The sequence below is a fragment of the Stenotrophomonas sp. YJH_SMC_79 genome (assembly GCF_059367995.1).
In genome coordinates this window covers 737,156-758,149 of record NZ_JCAFRK010000003.1, presented here as the reverse complement: position 1 = coordinate 758,149, position 20,994 = coordinate 737,156, and the positions used below count along the sequence as shown (strand labels likewise).

19 protein-coding genes are annotated in these 20,994 nt (G+C 67.1%); 13 read left to right on the top strand and 6 right to left on the bottom strand.

Annotated features, from left to right (window positions below; translation table 11 throughout):
• The first annotated feature begins 5 nt into the window (after positions 1–5).
• The 3 genes from AC5P57_RS14520 (at position 6) to AC5P57_RS14510 (ending at position 3,307) form a co-directional block, all read left to right on the top strand.
• Positions 6–710: a VIT1/CCC1 transporter family protein gene (locus AC5P57_RS14520; protein ID WP_032129894.1), complete on the top strand. Its 705-nt coding sequence runs from the start codon at positions 6–8 to the stop codon at positions 708–710.
• Entirely contained in the window at positions 707–1,531 is an 825-nt protein-coding gene (locus AC5P57_RS14515; RefSeq protein ID WP_099552032.1) for a helix-turn-helix transcriptional regulator, read from the top strand. Before AC5P57_RS14520 ends, AC5P57_RS14515 begins: the two co-directional genes overlap by 4 nt.
• Positions 1,532–2,335: 804 nt before the next feature.
• The gene (locus AC5P57_RS14510) at positions 2,336–3,307 is read left to right on the top strand and encodes an MBL fold metallo-hydrolase (protein ID WP_447386429.1); all 972 of its coding nucleotides are present in this window, start codon (positions 2,336–2,338) and stop codon (positions 3,305–3,307) included.
• A gap of 77 nt (positions 3,308–3,384) precedes the next feature.
• On the opposite strand, the gene yihA is transcribed toward AC5P57_RS14510, so the two are convergent.
• Positions 3,385–3,987 carry a ribosome biogenesis GTP-binding protein YihA/YsxC gene (yihA, locus tag AC5P57_RS14505; protein WP_099551130.1) on the bottom strand — a complete coding sequence of 201 codons (603 nt, stop codon included), beginning with the start codon at positions 3,985–3,987 and terminating at the stop codon, positions 3,385–3,387.
• A gap of 156 nt (positions 3,988–4,143) precedes the next feature.
• On the opposite strand from yihA, the gene AC5P57_RS14500 reads away from it, so the two are divergent.
• From AC5P57_RS14500 to AC5P57_RS14485, 4 genes are all read left to right on the top strand, one after another.
• A complete protein-coding gene (locus AC5P57_RS14500) occupies positions 4,144–4,944 on the top strand; it encodes a c-type cytochrome (RefSeq protein WP_164137984.1) in 801 nt (266 codons plus the stop codon).
• 106 nt (positions 4,945–5,050) lie between these two features.
• Positions 5,051–5,701: a thiol:disulfide interchange protein DsbA/DsbL gene (locus AC5P57_RS14495; protein ID WP_099551128.1), complete on the top strand. Its 651-nt coding sequence runs from the start codon at positions 5,051–5,053 to the stop codon at positions 5,699–5,701.
• A gap of 106 nt (positions 5,702–5,807) precedes the next feature.
• On the top strand, positions 5,808–6,641 hold the full coding sequence (locus AC5P57_RS14490) for a thiol:disulfide interchange protein DsbA/DsbL (RefSeq protein WP_262235355.1): 834 nt from the start codon (positions 5,808–5,810) through the stop codon (positions 6,639–6,641).
• 53 nt (positions 6,642–6,694) lie between these two features.
• Positions 6,695–7,432 carry an endonuclease/exonuclease/phosphatase family protein gene (locus AC5P57_RS14485; protein ID WP_005419292.1) on the top strand — a complete coding sequence of 246 codons (738 nt, stop codon included), beginning with the start codon at positions 6,695–6,697 and terminating at the stop codon, positions 7,430–7,432.
• Between the two features lie 58 nt (positions 7,433–7,490).
• On the opposite strand, the gene AC5P57_RS14480 is transcribed toward AC5P57_RS14485, so the two are convergent.
• A complete protein-coding gene (locus tag AC5P57_RS14480; protein ID WP_262235356.1) occupies positions 7,491–8,366 on the bottom strand; it encodes an EamA family transporter in 876 nt (291 codons plus the stop codon).
• A gap of 72 nt (positions 8,367–8,438) precedes the next feature.
• On the opposite strand from AC5P57_RS14480, the gene AC5P57_RS14475 reads away from it, so the two are divergent.
• The 4 genes from AC5P57_RS14475 (at position 8,439) to AC5P57_RS14460 (ending at position 12,439) form a co-directional block, all read left to right on the top strand.
• The gene (locus AC5P57_RS14475; RefSeq protein WP_262235357.1) at positions 8,439–8,921 is read left to right on the top strand and encodes an Lrp/AsnC family transcriptional regulator; all 483 of its coding nucleotides are present in this window, start codon (positions 8,439–8,441) and stop codon (positions 8,919–8,921) included.
• 77 nt (positions 8,922–8,998) lie between these two features.
• Positions 8,999–9,550 (top strand): M23 family metallopeptidase, encoded by a 552-nt coding sequence (locus AC5P57_RS14470; RefSeq protein WP_099551124.1) that lies wholly within the window; start codon positions 8,999–9,001, stop codon positions 9,548–9,550.
• Between the two features lie 176 nt (positions 9,551–9,726).
• A complete protein-coding gene (gene fhuE, locus AC5P57_RS14465) occupies positions 9,727–11,865 on the top strand; it encodes a ferric-rhodotorulic acid/ferric-coprogen receptor FhuE (protein ID WP_262235358.1) in 2,139 nt (712 codons plus the stop codon).
• 139 nt (positions 11,866–12,004) lie between these two features.
• On the top strand, positions 12,005–12,439 hold the full coding sequence (locus AC5P57_RS14460) for a hypothetical protein (RefSeq protein WP_142806745.1): 435 nt from the start codon (positions 12,005–12,007) through the stop codon (positions 12,437–12,439).
• A gap of 44 nt (positions 12,440–12,483) precedes the next feature.
• Here AC5P57_RS14460 and AC5P57_RS14455 read toward each other — a convergent pair whose 3' ends face one another.
• A complete protein-coding gene (locus AC5P57_RS14455; RefSeq protein ID WP_142806746.1) occupies positions 12,484–15,345 on the bottom strand; it encodes a TonB-dependent receptor plug domain-containing protein in 2,862 nt (953 codons plus the stop codon).
• Between the two features lie 247 nt (positions 15,346–15,592).
• Positions 15,593–16,012, bottom strand: a complete 420-nt coding sequence (locus tag AC5P57_RS14450; protein ID WP_262235359.1) for an ExbD/TolR family protein — start codon at positions 16,010–16,012, stop codon at positions 15,593–15,595.
• Between the two features lie 180 nt (positions 16,013–16,192).
• Between AC5P57_RS14450 and AC5P57_RS14445 the strand changes: the two genes are divergently transcribed.
• The gene (locus AC5P57_RS14445; RefSeq protein WP_142806748.1) at positions 16,193–18,178 is read left to right on the top strand and encodes a transglycosylase SLT domain-containing protein; all 1,986 of its coding nucleotides are present in this window, start codon (positions 16,193–16,195) and stop codon (positions 18,176–18,178) included.
• Between the two features lie 93 nt (positions 18,179–18,271).
• Positions 18,272–19,492: a multifunctional CCA addition/repair protein gene (locus AC5P57_RS14440; protein WP_262235360.1), complete on the top strand. Its 1,221-nt coding sequence runs from the start codon at positions 18,272–18,274 to the stop codon at positions 19,490–19,492.
• 85 nt (positions 19,493–19,577) lie between these two features.
• Here the strand turns inward: AC5P57_RS14440 and AC5P57_RS14435 are convergent, their stop codons facing one another.
• Together AC5P57_RS14435 and AC5P57_RS14430 are read right to left on the bottom strand one after the other, a co-directional pair.
• A complete protein-coding gene (locus AC5P57_RS14435) occupies positions 19,578–19,985 on the bottom strand; it encodes a hypothetical protein (protein ID WP_024957023.1) in 408 nt (135 codons plus the stop codon).
• The gene (locus tag AC5P57_RS14430) at positions 19,982–20,935 is read right to left on the bottom strand and encodes an RHS repeat-associated core domain-containing protein (protein WP_495219641.1); all 954 of its coding nucleotides are present in this window, start codon (positions 20,933–20,935) and stop codon (positions 19,982–19,984) included. Before AC5P57_RS14430 ends, AC5P57_RS14435 begins: the two co-directional genes overlap by 4 nt.
• Between the last annotated feature and the right edge of the window lie 59 nt (positions 20,936–20,994).

Here is a 20,994-nt window from a genome sequence, read left to right as displayed (position 1 = left end):
AGGTCATGAGCCGCCATTCACGACACCCCGAACTGCACCGCTCCGAGCGCGTCGGCTGGCTGCGCGCCGCCGTGCTGGGCGCCAACGACGGCATCGTCTCGGTGGCAGGCCTGGTGGTCGGCGTGGCTGCCAGCGGCGCCTCGGCTGCGACCATCCTGGCCACCGGCGTGGCGGGCACCGTGGCCGGCGCGATGTCGATGGCTGCCGGCGAGTATGTCTCGGTGCAGACCCAGGCCGACACCGAAGACGCCGACCTGGCGATGGAAAAGCGCGAACTGCACGAAGATCCTCACAGCGAGCTGGAAGAGCTGGCTGCGATCTACCGCCACCGTGGCCTGGAGCCGGCGCTGGCACGGCAGGTGGCCGAACAGCTCACCGCCCACGACGCACTGGGCGCCCACGCCCGCGACGAGCTGGGCATCACCGATACCCTGCGCGCCCGCCCTCTGCAGGCAGCGCTGGCCTCGGCCGGCGCCTTCACCTGCGGTGCGGCACTGCCGGTGCTGACCGCGCTGCTCGCACCGGTCGACAAGGTCGCGATGATGACCACCGCCAGCACCCTGCTCGGCCTGTGCCTGACCGGCGCGATGGCGGCCCAGGCCGGCGGCGCACCGCCGGTACGCGGCGCGATCCGGGTGATGTTCTGGGGCGCGTTGGCGATGGCCGCCGCCGCCGGTGTCGGTCGCCTGCTCGGCGCACACGTGACATGACCGCCATGCTGCCCCCGGCCACCGCACTGCTGGCCGAGATGGCCAGCCTGGCCGGCTGCGCACGCGCCGAAGGTTATGCGTGCATCACCGCCCGTCGCGAGCATGGCGCCAGCTCGGTGGAGATTCCGCAACCGCAGTTCGCGATCCTGCTGGAAGGCCGCAAGCAGGTGCGTACCGCACACCAGTCTCTGGAGTTCGTTCCCGGCGATATCCTGCTGCTGACCCAGCGTTGCCGCATCGATGTGGTCAACAGCCCCGACCCACGCAGCGGCCGTTACCTGAGCGCCATCGTGCCGCTGTGTGCCGAAGTGCTGGCAGCCGCACGCACGCTGTGGAGCGAGGAGCTTCCCGCCCCGGGCCAGGCGATGGCGCGACTGCCGTTGATCGACCATGGCACAGTGCTGCGCCAGTGGCGGCAATCGCTGCAGGACGGCCGTTACAGCGAAGCACGATTGGCCCTGGCCTCGCTGGTGCTGACCCTGTGCCGGCAGGGCCACGGCAATCTTCTGCTGCCGCAGGCGCCGAGCCTGGGTGAACAGATCCGCGACCGCATCGCCGCCGAACCGGCCCGCGATTGGCAATCACGCGATGTGGAAGAGCAGTTCGCACTGAGCGGAGCAACCCTGCGCCGTCGTCTCGCTGCCGAGGACACCAGCCTGCGCCAGCTGCTCACCGAGGCGCGGCTGGCGCATGGCATGCAGCTGCTCTACACCACCGACCTGCCGCTGAAGACCGTGGCAGCGCGCGCAGGCTACCGGTCTGCGGCGAGTTTCAGCAAGCGCTTCGCCGAGCAGTACGGACTGGCTCCCACAGACATCTGAGGGTGTTCGGCAGGGCTGCGCCCTGCACCCGCAGAGGCAACGGCAACGGCAACAGCCGAAGCAACAGCAACAGCAACAGCGGGCTATCCGTGGGATGGCGGGGCGGTGTGGGTGGGCAGGACACGCCGTAAACCCTTCCCTGGGGGCTCGATGGCGCCATCCATGGCGCCAACGGTCCTGCCCACCCACACCGCCCCACCTCTGACAGATCTTCGCGGCTGTTGGTAGGTGTCGACCTTGGTCGACACATCTGTCAGAGATCGAATGAATTTCTGGGGTCAGATCCGTTTTCCTACGGAAAGCGGATCTGACCCCAAGAGCATTTCCAACAGATCGCGGCCAACTGTCGAAGGCGGGGTGGGTCCGGTTGCGGGAGTGTCCGCGGCATGGGCCCGAGGCATGCCTCGGGCGGGTTGGGCAGGACGCCCAACCCCGGTCTTGCCGTGTGCGCAGGACAGCGCACACGAGCAAGCCGCGGCCAAGCCCCCATGGGTGAGGGCGCTTTGCTTGCGAAGCACTGCTTCGCAAGCGCCCGAACGCACAGCCGCCCGCGGCTGGGCCGGACCCCGGAGGGGGGTTTACGGCGTCTCCCGCAACCGGACCCACCCCGCCATCCCACGGACAGCCCGCTGTTGCTGTTGCTGTTGCTCCGGCTCTTGCACTCGCTTCTGCGGGTGCAGGGCGCAGCCCTGCAGACAACACCCCTTCCCTGAGCATTCGGCGTAGTGGTTTGAGCGCCGCGCGCACATCGGCCACGGCACGCTATGCGGCAACGGAACCGCCCGTCGTCCACCGAGAACCACCATGACCCTGCGTTACCTGCCGCTGCGCGGCGCCCTGCTGCTGGCCCTGTCGTCCCTGCCACTGGCCGCGCTGGCCGAGGCCACTTCGCCCGCCCCCACCCAGCAGGTGCCTGGTGTCTATCACCAGCGCATCGGTGCACTGCAGGTCACCGCCCTGTTCGACGGCGTGGTCGCGCTGGGCCGGCAGGAAGTGGTGGACGTGCCGCCGACACTGGTCAGCCGCCTGCTGGAAGGCCGCTACGTGCCCGAAGACAAGAAGGGCCTGCAGACCGCGATCAACGCCTTCCTGGTGCGCCAGGGCAACCATCTGACCCTGGTCGATACCGGTACCGCGCAGTGCTTCGGCCCCGGCCTGGGCCAGGTGCTGGGCAATCTGCGCGCCTCCGGCGTGGATCCGGCCGAGGTGGACGAGGTGCTGCTGACCCACGCCCATCCGGACCATCTGTGCGGCGTACTCGACGCGCAGGGCAAACCGGCCTATCCGAATGCCACGGTGTGGCTGTCCAAGGCCGATGCCGATTACTGGCTCAACCCGGCCAGCGAAGCCACCGCGCCGAAGGGCGTGCGCTTCGCCTTCCCGCTGGCACGCAACGCGGTGGCGCCGTACCAGGCCAGCGGCCACCTGCGCACCTTCAACCCCGGCGATGCCCTGCCCGGTGGCGCGGTGGCGATGGACACCCATGGCCACACCCCCGGCCATGTCTCCTACCGGTTCGACAGCCAGGGCCAGTCACTGCTGGTGTGGGGTGATGTGCTGCATTTCCATGCGGTGCAGTTCGCGCATCCGGAAGCGGCGTTCGAGGCGGATTCGGACCGCAGGGCGGCCATCGCCAGCCGTCGCGGGCTGCTGCAGCAGGCCACCGCCAACGGCTGGTGGGTGGCCGGTGCGCATCTGCCGTTCCCCGGCCTGGGCCATGTGCGTGGCGAGGGCAAGGCCTATGCGTGGGTACCGGCAGAGTATTCGCCGTTGTGAGGGTGTGCCGACCAAGGTCGGCACCCACCCGATTGGGTCGGTAGCGCCCGGCTGCCAGCCGGGCGACCGGAAACGCCTTACGCCAGGCCCAGCCAGCCGCCGATCACGCCGCGGGCTTCGTCCACGCCGGTGCGGTCCTCGCCGGAGAACACCTGCACGCTGACGCTGTCGCCATAGGCCGAATGCAGTTCCTTGCGTACCTTCTGCAGGGTCTGCATCTGCTGGCTGCGGCTGAGCTTGTCGGCCTTGGTCAGCAGGGCGTGCGCCGGCATGCCGCGCTGTACGGCATAGGACAGCATCTGCCGGTCGTAGTCCTTCAGCGGGTGGCGGATGTCCATCACCACCACCAGCCCCTTCAGGGCCTCGCGGGTACGGAAATACCGGTCGATGAAGGCCTGCCAGTGCGCCTGCAGGTCCAGCGGCACCTTGGCGTAGCCGTAACCGGGCAGGTCGACCAGATGGGCTTCCGGGGTGATCTGGAAGAACACCAGCTGCTGGGTGCGGCCGGGCGTCTTGGAGACACGGGCCAGCGCGTTCTGGCGGGTCAGCGCGTTGAGCGCACTGGACTTGCCGGCGTTGGAGCGGCCGGCAAAGGCCACTTCGGCCCCTTCATCGGGCGGCAGCTGCCGCACGTTGTGGGCCGAAAGGTGGTAGCGGGCGCGTTCGATGAGCAATGACATGTGCCTAGGATCGCATGTTGCGGCGCCGCGCGCCCGTGCCGGCGGCCGTTGCGGGCATTTTGCTGCACTGCTGCGTTGACCGTGCGCGGAAACGCCGTTGATAATCCGGGCGATGCCGGCGGCCACCGCCCGGCCCGGTCCATACGGAGCTTTAGCATGCGCCACGCTCGCGTTCTTGCCGTATCCGCCCTTGCCACTGCCGTAGTCGTTGCCGCTGCTGCGTTCGCGCAGACCACGTTGACCCCGCTGCCCGACAACGGGCCGATCAACACCGCCTCGCTGGAGGTGGACTTCAGCAAGACCCATTGGGGCGATGCCAAGGCCGGCCAGACCAAGGCTTCGGCCTGTGCGGCCTGCCACGGCGCCGACGGCAATTCCACGGTCGAGATGTATCCGTCCATCGCCGGCCAGAGCGAACGCTACGTGGCCCAGCAGATGGCCCTGATCGCCAACGGCCAGCGCAGTTCCGGCGCGGCGGTGGCGATGGTGCCGTTCGTGCAGAACCTCACGCCGCAGGACATGCGCGATATCGGCGCGTTCTTCGCCACGCAGAAGGCCACCGCCGGTATCGCCGACGACACGGCGGTCACGGACGGCCCGTACAAGGGCATGAAGTTCTACGAGATCGGCCAGCAGTTGTACCGCGGCGGCGACGCCAAGCGCGGCCTGCCGGCCTGCATGGCCTGCCACGGCCCCAGCGGTGCCGGCAATCCGGGCCCGGCCTATCCGCACATCGGCGGCCAGCACGCGAGCTATGTCGCGCGCCGCCTGCAGGAGTACCAGGCCGGGCAGACCAACGAGACCGACAAGGCCCACTTCCAGATCATGGCGACGGTCGCGCAGAAGCTGAGCGAGCAGGAGGTGCAGGCGCTGTCGAGCTACCTGCAGGGCCTGCACAACAAGGCCGACGATGTGGCCACTGCCACCCCGTCGGCACAACCGGCTGCCGCCCCCTGACCGCCACTGGTCGGCCCGGGCCGCCACCACGGCCCGCGCCTGCGGTATGTTTCCTTCACGCCGGCGACCGCGCCGGCGTTGCTTTTTTCAACGGAGATGCGTGTCGATGAGGTTGATTTCCCGCCTGCTGTTGTCCGTGCTGGTGCTGCTGCCGCTGGCAGCCTGCGCCGCTACCCCCGCCAATGCCCCGCTGGTCGAGGGCAAAGACTACGAGCGCATCGCCCAACCGGGCCCGTTCCAGCCGCTGGCCGGCAAGATCGAGGTGGTCGAGGTCTTCGGCTACACCTGCCCGCACTGCGCCCACTTCGAGCCACAGCTGGCGGCGTGGGCGGCCAAGCTGCCGGCCGACGTGCGCTTCACCCCGGTCCCGGCCGCCTTCGGTGGTGCATGGGACGCCTGGGCACTGGCGTACTACGCCGCCGACGAAGTCGGCGTGGCCAAGCGCAGCCACGCGGCGGTCTTCAAGGCACTGCACCAGGATGGCTCGCTGCCGATGCAGAACGTCTCGGCCGATGAGCTCGCCACCTTCTACAAGGCCTATGGCGTGACCCCGGACCGCTATCTGCAGGCCCTGCGCGGCGACGCCGTGCAGAAGAAGGTCGATGCCGCCCGCGCCTTTGCCCAGCGCACCAAGGTGCCGGGTACCCCGGCCATCATCATCAATGGCCAGTACCTGGTGCGCGGCAACAGCTTCGACGACCAGCTGCGCATCGCCTCGGCGCTGATCGCCCAGGCCCGCGCAGCGCGCGGCCGCTGAACCAACACCCACCACCGACACGGCGCTGTCGCCGCCGCGTGTCATCATTTCCCCTTGGCCGGCGCCTGACGCCGGCCCCACCTTTCCAGATGCTGGAGACGTTTCCATGAAGATCCGTTACGCCCTCGCCCTCGCAGCGCTGCTGCCGATCCTGGCCGCCTGCAAGGCCGACGACGGCAGCACCAACACCACCGCTGCCCCGGCTGAACCGGCGGCAGCTCCGGCAACCACCGAGCCGGCCGCTCCGGCCGCGGGTACCGAAGGCACCGCTTCGGCGGCTGCCGAAGGCGAGAAGGCCCCGGCCGAAGCGGCACCGGCTGCCGCCGCACCGGCTCCGACCACCGCCGCGCTGACCGGCCCGGCCCCGGTGGAAGGCGCCGACTACCAGGTGATCCCGAACGGCCAGCCGTTCCAGCCGGCTGCCGGCAAGATCGAAGTGACCGAGATCTTCGGCTACGTCTGCCCGGCCTGCGCCGCGTTCCAGCCGCTGGTTGGCCCGTGGAAGGCCGGCCTGCCGAGCGATGTGAACTTCGTCTACGTGCCGGCCATGTTCGGCGGCACCTGGGATGACTACGCCCGTGCCTTCTACGCCGCACAGACGCTCGGCGTGCAGGAGAAGACCCACGAAGCGCTGTACGCCGCCATCCACTCGCAGAAGACCCTGAAGGGCGAGCGTGGCCGTGATTCGGTGGACGACATCGCCAAGTTCTACGGTGCCTACGGCGTGGATCCGAAGCAGTTCGCCGCCACCATGGGCAGCTTCGCGGTGAATGCCAAGACCAACTCGGCCAAGCAGTTCGCGCAGCGCAGCCAGATCAGCGGCACCCCGTCGATCATCGTCAACGGCAAGTACCTGGTGAAGGGCAAGAGCTTCCCGGACATGCTGCGCATCGCCGACCACCTGATCGCCCGCGAACGCGGTGCGGCCCAGGCTCACTGATCCAAGAGAAGCGTTTCCCGGCCGTGAATTCCCCCCGTACACGGACCCTGCGCTTGCTGACGGCCAACATCCAGGCCGGCTCAAGTACCCGCCGCTACAGCGACTATGTGACCCGCAGCTGGTCACATGCGCTGCCGGCGGGTCGCAAGCGCAGCAGCCTTGACGCGATCGCCACCCTGGCGCGCGAACACGACATCGTCGGCCTGCAGGAGGCCGATCCGGGCAGCCTGCGTTCGGGCTTCACCAACCAGACCCACTACCTGGCCCAGCGCGCCGGCTTCAATTACTGGAGCCACCAGCCGAACCGGCGCATGGGCGGGGTCGCCTCCAGCGCCAACGGCCTGTTGAGCAAGCTGGAACCGGTTGAAGTGCAGGATCACGCCCTGCCCGGCCGCATCGGCGGGCGCGGCGTGCTGCTGGCCAAGTTCGGCGACGGCGCCGACGGCCTGGCGGTCGCGGTGGCGCATCTGTCGCTGGGCGCGGGCTCGCGGATGTCGCAGCTGGGCTTCATCGCCGAGCTGTTGTCCGACCACCCCAACGCGGTGCTGATGGGCGACTTCAACTGCCTGGCCGAGCGCCCGGAAATGCAGGTGCTGTACCAGAAGACCCGGCTGCAGCCGCCCGGTTGCATCGTGCCGACCTTCCCCAGCTGGCGCCCGGACCGCGCCATCGACCACATCCTGGTCAGCAGCGGGCTGCAGACCCGCACCGTGGAAGCCGTACCGGCCGCGTTCTCCGATCACCTCGCCCTGGCGATGCAGATCGACGTCCCGGCCGACGCCCTGCGCTGACTGCACCCGGTAGGTGCCAACCTTGGTTGGCATGCCCTTCGCCGGGCATGGCCCGGCGCTACCCGGCCTGCGCGATCGGCCCCTTCAACCGCCGTGCGGTCATCGTGCTGCCCACCGAGGCCAGCACCGTGCAGCCGATCGCCAGCCACTGCAGCCCGTGCAGGTGTTCGTGCAGCAGCAGCATCGCCCACAGCGCGGCCACTGCCGGTTCCATGCTGATCAGGATGCCGAAGGTCTCCTTCGGCAGGCGCTTGAGCGCCATCATCTCCAGTGACATCGGGATCGCGCTGGACACCAGCGCCACCAGCAGCCCGGCGGCCAGGATCTTCGGGTCGAGCAGCGCGGCACCGGCATGCACCACGCCCACCGGCACCACCACCAGTGACGCCGCCAGCAACCCCAGCGAGACCGAGTGCCCGGCATGCAGATGACCGGCGCGCTTGCCGAACACGATGTACAGGCCCCAGCAGGCCGCCGCGCCCATCGCGTACAGCACACCGGCCGGGTCCAGTGCCGGCCCGCCGCCGATCGGCAGCAGCAACAGCAGCCCCACCGCCGCGCAGCCCACCCAGAGGAAATCGATCGGACGTCGTGATGACAGCATCGCCACCGTCAGCGGCCCGGTGAACTCGATGGCCACCGCGATGCCGAAGGGAATCGTGCGCAGGGCCATGTAGAACAGCAGGTTCATCAGGCCCAGGGTGAGCCCGTAGCGCAGGATGGTGATGGCATCCACGCGGCTGGTCTTCCAGCGCCATGGCCGCCAGAACAGCAGCAGCAACAGCGCTGAAAAGCCCACGCGCAGCGCACTGGTGCCCTGGGCGCCGATCAGCGGGAACAGGTGTTTTGCGTAGGAGGTGCCGATGGCCAGCGAGGTGACCGAGCCGAGCACCGCCAGCGCTGGCAACATCGGCGCGAGTCGTGAGGTCTGCATATGCGAAGTCTATTGCGCCGGCGCCGAGCACTTGGCTCAATTGACAGCCTGTTCGTGCAACTTCTGCTCGCCATGGCCACCGCCCCCGTGCTCGACAGCTTCGACCGCGCCATCCTCGACCTCCTGCAGCGGGACAACACCCTGCCGCAGCGCGAAATCGCCGAGGCCGTGCACTTGTCCACCCCGGCCGTGCAACGCCGCATCAAGCGACTGCAGGACAGCGGCGTAATCGCGGCCAATGTGGCAGTGGTCGCCGCCGCCAAGGTCGGGCGACCGCTGACCATCATCGTCGAGGTGCGCGTGGTCAGCGAGCAGCGCGAGCGCGTGGCGCCGTTCAAGCAACGTGTGCAGGACGACCCGGCGGTACAGCAGTGCTATTCGATCACCGGCGACGGCGATTTCCTGCTGCTGCTTTCGGCCGCGTCGATGGAAGAGTACGAGGCGATCACCGAGCGCTTGTTCGGTGGCGATGACAACATCGAGCGCTTCCGCACATCGGTGGCACTGGGGACGTTGAAGCGGAGTTTCGAGGTGCCGCTGCTGCCGGTGCTGTAGCGTCGAGCCATGCTCGACGGCTGTGGGACCGCAAGGCGACAGCAGTCGAGCATGGCTCGACCCTACAATCGAAAACCATGAGCACAACGCCGTCCCCCGCCCACCGCCTGCGCCGCTGGATGCTGCGCGGCCTGTGGCTGGCCATTGCCCTCGTTGCGGCGATGACGCTGTGGAACAGCCCGTGGGCGGCCGCACCGAAGATGCTGTGGGCACTCTCGCGGATGCCGCCGGCCACCGAGCTGCCGGTGCCGGTGGAAGGCATCAGGCCCAGGCAGATCGCCGATACCTTCGGCGCACCACGCGGCCGTGACCGCTCGCACGCTGGCATCGACATCTTCGCCAGGCGTGGCACGCCGGTGCGCAGCGCCACGGCCGGTGTCATCGCGGATGTCAGCGAACGCGGGCTCGGCGGGCGCCAGGTCTGGGTGATCGGGCCCTCCCGCGAACGCTACTACTACGCCCACCTGGACGACTGGGCCGAGGGCCTGGCGCGTGGCCAGGTGGTCCAGGCTGGCGACCTTCTCGGCCACGTCGGCGACAGCGGCAACGCCAAGGGCACGCCGCCGCACCTGCACTGGGGCATCTACGGCACCGACGGCGCGCGCGATCCACTCCCGCTGCTGCGCTGACCCAACCCGCAGCCGGATCACCGGGTCGATTCGTTCATGATTTGTAAATAGGAATAGTTCGTATTACCATTTCTTTCGTTTCCGGTAGCGCCAGGACGGCCTGCCCGCCCTCTCCCTACCCGTAGCGCCTCGCCTCCTGGATGCCGGCTGATCGCGCGTGCTCGCCCAGGACCCCCATGACCCGTTCCGCCGTCCGTACCCCGCAGCCGCAACGGCTGTCCGTTGCCGTGCTCGCCGTTCTCTGCGCCGTGGCCCCGACCGCCTTCGCCGAAACCGCCGCCGACCCGACCACCCTCGACAAGGTGGTGGTGAAGGGTGAACGCGCCGAAGGCTATTCGGTGCGCCGCACCTCGGCCGGTACCCGCTTCGACCTGGCCCCGCGCGAGATCCCGCAGTCGATCAGCATCATCAGCCACCAGCGCATCGAAGATCAGAACCTGGACGACATCATCGACGTGCTGGCCAACACCACCGGCGTGACCAGCACCCAGTCCGACAGCGAGCGCACGGAGTTCTACGCGCGCGGCTTCTACATCGATGCCTACCAGTTCGATGGCCTGCCCACGCAGATGGTGCAGAACTGGAGCTATGGTGATTCCGGCCTGGACCTGGCGCTGTACGACCGCGTGGAAGTGGTGCGTGGTGCCACCGGCCTGCTCAGTGGTGCCGGCAATCCGTCCGCATCGGTGAACCTGATCCGCAAGCATGCCGACAGTGCCGAACTGGCGGGCAGCGTGTCGGTGAACGTCGGCAGCTGGGGCCGTACCCGCACCACCGTTGACGTGGGCAGCGCGCTGAACGCCAGCGGCACCGTGCGCGGCCGCGTGATCGGCAGCTACCTGGACACCGACGGCCAGATGGACCGCTACAACCAGCGCAAGACGTTGGGCTATGCGGTCATCGACGCCGACCTGACCCCGGACACCCAGTTGAGCGTGGGCTACGACTACCAGCAGAAGCGCGCCAATGGTGCGACCTGGGGTGGATTCCCGATGTGGTACGCCGATGGCAGCCCGACGAATTACCCGACCTCGTTCAATCCGTCGCCGGACTGGACCTACTGGGACACCACCAGCAAGCGTGCGTTCGCCACCCTGCAGCATGCCTTCAGCAACGGCTGGAAGTTCAGGATCGGCGCCACCCATGACCGCACCAAGGCCGACGACAAGCTGTTCTATCCGTCCTACACCGCGTTCGACAAGGCCACGGGCACCGGCGTCACGCCGATGGCCGGCTTCTACAACACCGAGCGCAAGGTCGATGGCATCGATGGCTACGTCGACGGCCCGTTCCAGCTGTTCGGCCGCGAGCACCAGTTCATGGCCGGCCTGAGCTACAACAAGCGCGAATTCGCCAACTACGGTGACTTCCAGATGGGCGGCCCCGGCACCGGCTGGAATCCCTTCAGCTCCTATCTCGACTGGACCGGCAACATCGCCCAGCCGAACTGGAACCCGCTGGCACTGGCCAGCCAAGGCACCATCACCCAGAAGGCCGGCTATGCCGCCACCCGTCTGTCGCTGGCTGATCCGCTGAAGCTGATCCTCGGTGCGCGCTACACCAACTGGAAGAGCGAAGGCGAGAACGACGACCGCGAACACAAGGTGACCACCCCATACGCCGGCCTGGTGTATGACATCAACGACACCTACTCCGCGTACGCCAGCTACACCGAGATCTTCCAGCCGCAGACCGCCCGTGACCGCAACGACCGTTATCTCGACCCGGTCGACGGCAAGAGCTACGAGGTGGGCGTCAAGGGTGCCTGGTTCGACAACCGCCTGAATGCCTCGCTGGCGGTGTTCCGCATCGAGCAGGACAACGTCGCCCAGGTCACCAGCGAGCCGATCATCGGCCGCCCGGGTGAGTTCGCCTCGATCGCCGCACGCGGCACCGTCAGCCGTGGCTTCGAATTCGAAGTGAACGGCGAACTGGCACCGGGCTGGAACGCGACCTTCGGTGCTTCGCGCTATGTGGCCAAGGACATCAACGGCGCCGACATCAACACCAACCTGCCTCAGACCGCACTGAAGCTGTTCACCAGCTACACCCCGCAGTCGCTGCAGGAACTGACTGTCGGTGGCGGTGCCCACTGGCAGAACCGCATCTATTACGCCGCACCGGTAGTCGGCCGCTTCGAGCAGGAAGGTTACGCACTGGTCAGCGCCTTCGTGCGCTACCGCATCTCGCCGGAGTTCAGCGTGCAGGCCAACCTCAACAACCTGCTGGACAAGAAGTACTACTCGCAGATCACCGGCTACGGTGCGTACGGCGATGGCCGCAACGGCTCGCTGACGTTCACCTGGGCGTTCTGATGTAACCGGCTTCTGTGGAGTCGAGCACGGCTCGAGGCTACAACGGGGGCGCTCGGCGCCCCCGTTGCCGCGCTGCCCTTGCAGGTGTAGCGTCGCGCACACGGATACCTCGCGCCTTCCCCCTCAAGGACGACCGGCCATGCGCACCCGCACGAAACTCGGTCTCTCGCTCGTGGCCCTGTTCTCTTCGCTGCCGTTGATGGTCGCCACCGGCAATGGCTACTTCATCCTGCTTCTGCTGATCGGCCTGCCCGCAGCGATCCTGTTCTGGTTCGATCTGGGCCGGGAACTGCGTGCCATCCCCGCCCCCACCCGCACCGAGCGCGCGCTGGGCCTGGCAATGGGCGTTCCACAGGTGCTGTTCGGACTGTTGTGCGCGGGGATCGGCCTGCTGCTGGTTGCCTGGATCCTTTACAACCTGCTGATCGAGCGCCAGTCGCAGTTCCGCATCCCGTCACTGCCCGCCTTCGCGGTCGGGCCGATGATGATCGTGGTCGGGCTGGGTTGGGCGCGCACGGCCTTCCGCCACGCGGCCCTTGAGCAGGACGATCCGGAACAGGACACTCCTGATTGATCCCTGATGGCCGGTGCCGGGACATTCCCGGCACCGGCCCTTCATCAGAAGCGCAGGTCCGCGCGCAGGTACCAGTAACGGCCACGCGGGATGTCGTAGGTCGAAGCGTCGTAGCCGTTCAACGAGCACGACAGGCAGATCGGCGGATCCTTGTCGAACACGTTGTTCAGGCCGGCCGTCAGCTGCAGCCCCTTCATCCAGTCGATCTTGTAGCCCACCTGCATGTCATGGAAGGTGGTGGCCGACAGCGTGTTGGTGCCCGCAGCCTGGTTGCTGCACACCGGGAAGGCCGCGGCATCGCCGCAGTTCTCGGTCAGCTCGGAGATATGCCGCACCGTCCAGTTGGCGCTCCAGCGGTCCAGCGTCCAGCCGATGCTGGCGTTGCTGGTCCACTCCGGAATCGAGCTGTCGGCCACTTCCACGCCCGGCTTCTGCGGCTGCTTCTGCCCCGCCGCACCCGTAGCCTCGTAACGGCCGACGAAGGTGTTCTTCCACGCCAGCTTGAACTGGCCGATGGAGGTCTGCGGCAGCGTCCAGAACAGATCCACGTCCCAGCCATCGGTCTTGATCGAGCCCAGGTTGGTCAGCCGGTTGTTGAAACTGCTGACCGCACCGGTGCTGGCGCGGGTGATGCCGTTGCAGTAGATCGGGTCCAGCGTATCCACGCACAGGTCCAGCTGGGTCTGTGCATTGATCGCCTGGATCGCACCGTCGATGGCGTGACGGTAGAAGGTCACTTCCACATCGAAGCGCTCCGACCATGAGGCGTTGTTGCCGAACCACGGGCTCCACACGAAGCCAGCACTGAAGCTGCGCGAACGTTCCGGGTCCAGCTCACGGTTGCCGCCGGTGGTCACCGAGATCTGCGAGTTGGCCTGCTGGAAGCCGGCCGGCACGCCCAGCGCGGCACAGTTGGCGGCGCTGCCACGTGGCGGCGTACCACCCAGACCCACCGAGCACGGATCGAACAGCTGCAGGTCGGCACGTGCGGCCGAGCCGTACAGTTCACCGATCGACGGTGCACGGAAGCCCTCGGCGTAGGTGGTGCGCAGCACGAAGTCATCGGTCACCTGCCAGCGCAGGCCGTACTTGGGCGTGAACTCGCCACCGAAGGTGGAGTAGTCCGAATAGCGACCGGCCAGGCTCAGGTCCAGTTTCTTGCCGAACGAGGAGTCGGCGAAGATCGGCACGCTCAACTCCAGGTAGGCCTCGTTGACGTCGTAGGAACCGGAGGTGGGCTGTGACGGCACGCCGTTGTAGTGGCCGATCACCGTCAACGGATCGGGCTGGTAGGAGCCCTTGTACTTGCGGTACTCGAAGCCGGTGGCGAAGGACACCGGGCCGGCCGGCAGCGAGAACAGCTCACTGGACAGGTTGGCGGTGAACAGGCTCAGCTCGTTCTGGCTGCGATCGCGCACCACCGGCTGGATCCACTTCAGCATGTCCGGGGTGATCGAACCGACGCCACCGAAGATGTTCAATGGCACGCAGCCGGCCGTGGCGGCGCACACCGCCGGATCGCCCAGCGCCATGTTCACCTTGTAGATGTCATAGCTGCCGTAGTTGGTCTGTTCGGCCTTGTTCTTGCTGTACATGCCGTTGACGTCCCAGTACCAGCTGCGGTCGGCGGCATGGAAGTCACCAACCAGGCCGGTGGCGAAGTAGGTGGTGTCCACTTCCTGCTTGAACACGCGCGCACCGCCTTCCACCGGACGCCGGCCGATCAGGCTCATGTTGCCGCCGGAGACCAGATCGAAGCCGAACGGGTTGTAGGGGTTCAGGCGCGAGACCACGATGTTGTCGGCCAGCGGATTGCCGGTGGCGCCATCGGGGCCGAAGAACAGCGGTTCGGGGCCGGCCTGGTTGGTCGACTCGCGGCGATTGCCCAGCGCCTTGATGTACCACTGCACGTTGTCGGTGATGTCGAAGCGGAACTGGCCGAACAGGCCTTTGCGCTCCGACGGCGTCAGCACCATGTTGTATTCGGCGAAGTTGAAGCGATCGGCGGTGGTGAAGCAGTGGTAATCATCCGTGCGGTTGCAGCCGGCACTGCCGTCGTAGCGCGGATTGCTCACGCCGGTGTTGGGCACGATGTTCTGCGACGCGCCGGTGTTCGGGTCGACGAAGGCGAAGCGGCCCTGCGGAATGCCACCGCTGCCAAACGCCAGGCCGGTACCGGGAATCGGGAAGCGCGACTGCTCGCGGTCCTTGGCGAACACCGGGTCCTGCTTGGTCCAGCTGGCGCCCAGGAACAGGCTGAAGCGATCGCCGCTCTTGCCCCAGGCCAGGTCCACGCCCTTCTGCGTGCCGTCGCCCTTGCTGTACTCACCGTAGTTCAGCGTCACCTGGCCGCCATCGAAATCGCGGCGGGTGATGATGTTGACCACACCGGCGATGGCATCGGAGCCGTACAGCGACGACGCGCCGTCCTCCAGTACCTCGATGCGCTCGACGATGGCCAGCGGAATGGTGTTGAGGTCGGTAGCCGAGCCCACACCAGACGCCGATGACTCATTGACCCAGCGGATGCCATCGACCAGCACCAGCACGCGCTTGGCGCCCAGGTGGCGCAGATCGACCTGCGCCGAGCCGGCGCCCACGCCGCTGCCATCGGGCGGGAAACCGAAGTTGCCGGACGAGTTGAACTTGGCGTTGAGCGCGGAGCCGGAACCGGTGAGCTGCTGCAGCACCTCGCCGATCGAGGTCAGGCCAGTGCGCTCGATGTCACCACGGGTCAGTGTCTGGATCGGCACCTGGCCTTCGACTTCAGCGCGCTTGATGCGGGTACCGGTGACTTCCACCGCATCGAGGTTGGTGGTGGATTGCGCAGCGGCACCCAACGGTGCCAGGGCCGTCACGCACAGCGCGACGGCAACCGCCAACGGGCGGTGATGCAGGTGAATCATTCGCTCTCTCTCCAAAGGAATGTCGGGACATGGACTGCCGCGCTCCCCCCTGCATGGCGGCAGCGTCTCCTTTGTAAACAAACAGTAAAAACCACGGCGTGATGATCGACACTCTTTCACGCGGATTTGACGCAGTTGACGACTGATTGCGTCAGATAACGGAATATTCAGACCGGACGGTACTGTTCGAAACCATGCGCACCATGGTGACTACGACAGCGCTCGCCGAATGCCAGAGAGGATCCAGTTACCGCGGCGGGTCGTTCGGCGCAACCACACGCAGGCCGTGCTGATTGACAACCCGCAGCACCCGGATCAGGTCGCCGTAATCGGTGCCATCGGCGGTAACCAGGCGCACCGACGGTTGCCGCGCCTCAGGCAGCTGCCGGGCCCGGGCAAGCACTTGCCGCAGGGCTGCATCATCCAGTGGCCGATCGCTCCAGAACAGGCCACCGACGGCGTCGATACGCAGATCAATCGGGACGGGCGTCGACTGTCCCAGGCCGGGTGGGCAGGCGGTACGTTGCTGGAACGGCTGTATGACAGCCGTGCTGGCCATCGGCAGCGTGGTGATCACCAGCGCCAGCAGCACCAGCAGTACATCCACCAACGGTGCCAGGTTGATGTTGGCGATCAGCACATTCGCCGGACTGGATTCGTATCGCATACCGCGCTCCATCGCAGGAAGAGCGGCCCGTCAGTGGCAGCCCGCACATTGCCGGGATCATCGCACGAACGTCGTGCGGGCCTGGTATCGCTGCCCCGCCCGGACCACGTCGATCAGGCACGCCAATGCCACCCCCAGGGCGTGCACACAATGCGAAACTGAATTCAGCCAGCCCCCGCTATGCTGATCGCCATGACCCGACGCACTCCCACTGCCCTGTCCCTGCTGCCCTTGGCCACCACGCTGCTGATCGGCTGCGCCAACGCCCAGTCCCTCGACGCCCAGAACGCGCAGCTGAAAGCCGCGATCGCTGCTGCCGAACGCGGCCAGTTCGATCCCGGCCAGGCCGGTGCGCTCAGTCGCCACCCGGCCTATGGCTGGCTGGAGTACGCCAACCTGCGCCGCAACATCGACACGGTCGATACCGCGCAGGCCCAGGCCTTCCTCAAGCGCTACGACGGCCAGGCCGTGGCCACCACCTTCCGCAGCGTGTGGCTGCCTTCGGTTGCGCGCCGCCAGGACTGGCCGACCCTGCTGGCCAACTGGGCCCCCACCGACAACGTCGGGCTGCGCTGTGCGCAGCTGACCGCACGCCAGGTCACCGGCAAGGTCGATCCGCAGTGGATCAGCGAAGCACAGGACCTGTGGCGCAAGAACGGCAAGTCGCTGCCGGACGGCTGCGACGCGGTGTTCGCCGTGCTGCAGGCACAGGGCGGCCTGAGCGATGCGCTGCGCTGGGAGCGCATCGATGCCGCCGCCGACGCACAGCAGCCGGCGGTGATGCGCAGCGCTGCACGCGGCCTGCCCGCCGCAGACCTGGCGCAGGCCAACAGTTACGCCGCCTTCGTCGACAAGCCCAACACCGGCGCATTGAACTGGCCACGCAACGAGCGCAGCCGGCGCATCGCCACCGATGGCCTGGAAAAACTGGCCAAAGCCGATCCGGGCGCCACCGAACAACAGCTGCCGCAGTACGCACAGGCCCTCGGCCTGAGCGCCGCCCAGCAGGGCCAGGTGCTGTACCAGATCGCCCTGTGGACCGTGGCCTCCTACCTGCCGGATTCAGCGCGCCGTCTCAATGCGGTGCCCGAATCGGCCTATGACGAACGCCTGCACGAATGGCGCGTTCGCGAAGCAATGTCGCGCGGCGACTGGCCGGCGGCACTGACCGCGATCCGCAAGATGGGCAGCAAGCAGCGCAGCGATTCGCGCTGGGCCTATTTCGAAGGCCGCATGCTGGAGAAGACCGGTCAGGCATCGCAGGCACAGCCGTTGTTCCGCGACGCCGCGCGTGCGCCCACCTTCCACGGCTTCCTGGCCGCCGACAAACTGCAGCAGGGCTACACGCTGTGTCCGTGGAAGCCGAACGACAGTGCGCAGGCACAGGCGGTGATCGCGCGTGACCCGGCCATCCAGCGCGCGATGGCGCTTTACCAGATCGACCGCACCGGCTGGGCCGTGGCTGAATGGAACAGCGCGCTGTCGCGCTTCGATGACACCCAGCGCCGCCTCGCCGTGCGCGTGGCGCAGGACAACGGCTGGTTTGATCGTGCCGTGTTCGCACTGGGCAAGCAACCGCAGGAGCAACGCCTGTACGACCTGCGCTTCCCCCTGCACCACGACGCCACCATCCGCCGTGAATCAGCACGCAATGCGATCGACCCGGCCTGGGTGGCCGCGGAGATCCGCGCTGAAAGCACCTTCACCCCGCGCGCGCGCTCGCCTGCCAATGCCATGGGTTTGATGCAGGTGCTGCCGGCCACCGGTGCCGGCGTTGCCAGGTCGATCGGCCTGACCGGCTACGGCGGCGCCGACAGCCTGTACGACCCGGACACCAACATCGCCATCGGCACCGCCTACCTGCGCCAGCTGATGAACAAGTACGACGGCCTGCCGTACGTGACCATCGCCGCGTACAACGCCGGCCCGACCCCGACCGCGCGTTGGCAGGGCCAGCGTCCGGGCTTTGACCCGGACCTGTGGATCGAGACCATCAGCTACAAGGAAACCCGCGAGTACGTGGCCCGCGTGCTGGCCTTCAGCGTGATCTACGACTGGCGCCTCAATGGTGATGCCCTGCCGTTGAGCGACCGCCTGATGGGCCGCCTGGTCGACAAGCGCAAGAGCTTCAGCTGCGCCGCCAATGCCGACCAGGGCGGGGATTGATCACACTGCGGTAGTGCCGGCCGCTGGCCGGCATCGGCCAATGTTCCGGGGTTGCCGGCCAGCGGCCGGCACTACCGTGCGATCATCCCCCCCATGAAGATCTATCTTGTCGGCGGCGCCGTACGCGACCGCCTGCTGCAGCGCCCTGCCGGTGACCGCGACTGGGTCGTGGTCGGCGCCACGCCCGCGCAGATGGAAGCGCTGGGCTACACCGCCGTGGGTCGTGATTTCCCGGTGTTCCTGCACCCGGAAACCGGTGAGGAATACGCACTGGCGCGCACCGAGCGCAAGTCCGGCCGCGGCTATCGTGGCTTCGTGGTCGATGCCGATCCGGCAGTAACGCTGGAAGACGACCTGCAGCGCCGCGACTTCACCATCAACGCCATTGCCTGCGACGAAGACAGCGGCCATCTGGTGGACCCCTACGGCGGCGTGCGTGATCTTGAACAGCGTGTGCTGCGCCACGTCGGTCCCGCCTTCGTCGAAGACCCGCTGCGCGTGCTGCGCGCGGCCCGCTTCATGGCGCGCTTTGCGCCGCTGGGCTTCACCGTCGCGCCGGAAACCATGGACCTGATGCGCGAGATCGCCGCCAGTGGCGAACTGGATGCACTGGTGCCGGAGCGAGTGTGGCAGGAACTGCGCAAGGTGCTGGTCAGTGCGCAGCCTTCGGCATTCCTGCGCACGCTGCATGATGCACAGGCACTGGGCCCGATCCTGCCCGAGCTGGAAGCGCTGTACGGTGTGCCGCAGCGCGCCGAGTTCCATCCGGAGATCGACACCGGCATCCATCAGGAAATGGTCAGCGACATGGCCGCGAAGCTGGCCCCCGGCGATGATCTGGTCGGCTTCGCTGCCCTCACCCACGATCTTGGCAAGGGCCTGACCCCGCCGGAGGAGTGGCCGCGCCACATCATGCACGAGCAGCGTGGCGTGAAGCCGCTGAAGGCACTGTGCGCAAGGCTGAAGGTTCCCACCGAGCACCAGCAGCTGGCCGAAGCGGTCTGTCGCGAGCACTTGAACGTGCATCGCATCGACGAACTGCGCGACACCACGGTGCTGGAACTGCTTGGCCGCTGCGATGCGTTGCGCCGCCCCGAACGCGTGGCGCGTATCGCGCTGTGCTGCGAGGCTGACAAGCGTGGCCGCCTCGGCTTCGAGGACGCCGACTACCCGCAGGGCGAGACGCTCAAGCGCCTGCACCAGGCGGCACTGTCAGTACAGGCGCGGGATCTGGATACCACCCATCTGAAGGGCCCGGCCATCGGCGAAGCCCTGGCCAAGGCACGGGTGAAGGCGATTGCCGCCGCCCGCTGATTCTCAACGGCCGTACCGGGCGCGCGTGGAGCGTCATGGGTAGTGCCGGCCGCTGGCCGGCAACCCCAGGTTGCCGCCACAGGAGTCAGTTCTCACCCAACTCCTGGACTTCAATTGCCACAACATTGCATCCACCCAGCAGCACGGTCCCTCGGGATCGCAGGTCCCCGATCAGTTTCCCCCTGATGGTCGCGTAGGCACCAGAGCGTCGTTCAACCTGGTCAATCATGCGCTTGGGGATCAAAAGCGACACACAGCTTGCTTCACTGTTGTACCGGCGGTACTCCGCTTTGCTGTCCCAGATGCCACGATCCTCGAACTGTGCCACCAGGTAGCCGCGAAGCTCCACCTGGGACCCATCCAGCTCCGCACTTCCCTTGATGGCCTTGCTTGGCAGCAGCGCCGCCGGGTTGGAGGAAGGTGCCTGCCCGGAAGTTGCACACCCGGCCACGGTTGCGAACAACAGGAAGACGCCAGGCAGGAACCACTTCATCGCCCACTTCCTGGCAGGTAGAACAGCTCCTGCTGCTTGGTGATGTTCTGCTGGATGAGCCGCTGCTCGGTCGGCGTCATGCGGCCCTGAATCATCCGGAATTGCACCTTGCCGTCGACCAGCTCACGCACACCGACCCGCGAACCCGTGCTGTCCACCGTGATGTTGGGAACTCCCGGGCTCACGAGGGGACCGGAATCTCCTGGTGTCAGCCGATCCACCAGGCCACTCTGCTCCAGATGGCCGTGCATCACAGCCACGGTATCGGAGGTCGGCGTCAGTTCCGCATAGAACCCGGACGCATCCGAGGACGTCGCCATTGATGGATCCACCCGGATCGACTCGGTACCGTTGCTGCTTGCCTCGATGGTGACAGCCTTCTCCCGGTTGCCACTACCGACTCTCACCGAATCGGTGTTGGCCAGAGCGGTCTTCTCCGTCTGTGCGGAAAGCTGGATGTCCAGGCCACTTGATCGGCTCTGGTCGAAACGCCTGGCATCGATGCACGTGGACCGGCCGGCCCCTTCCGGGCATCGTCCATCCGGATCCGTGAACCGGTAGGGATTTCCGTTGGCGTAGTGGTAGCGGTTGAACTGCCCGACCGGCTGCCCATATGCCGTCACCGGGTCCACCGACAGGAATACTCCCAGCTGTGGGTCCATGTAACGCTGCTGCATGTAGCTCAACCCAGTAGCCGCGTCGCTTACATGCCCTGTATAGCCAGGACCATCGGCCACCCCTTCACCGATCGCGGCTCCGTAGGGTTCGTAGTCATAGCGTGTGATGACGGCGCCCGCCCCGTTGGTTTCAGCGACAACCGACCCGAGGGCGTCGGTATGGACGTAGGTGACGACCTGTGCGCCGGCAATGGCGCTGTACATCAGTGAAGTCGATGCGAACAACGCCAGCCGCAGCTTCGAAGCCACCATTCCGTTCTCCAGCAGGTCCATCCTGAACTGCCTCCCCCATGAGCGGGGGACGCCCCCTGGGTCCGCACGTGCCCACTTTC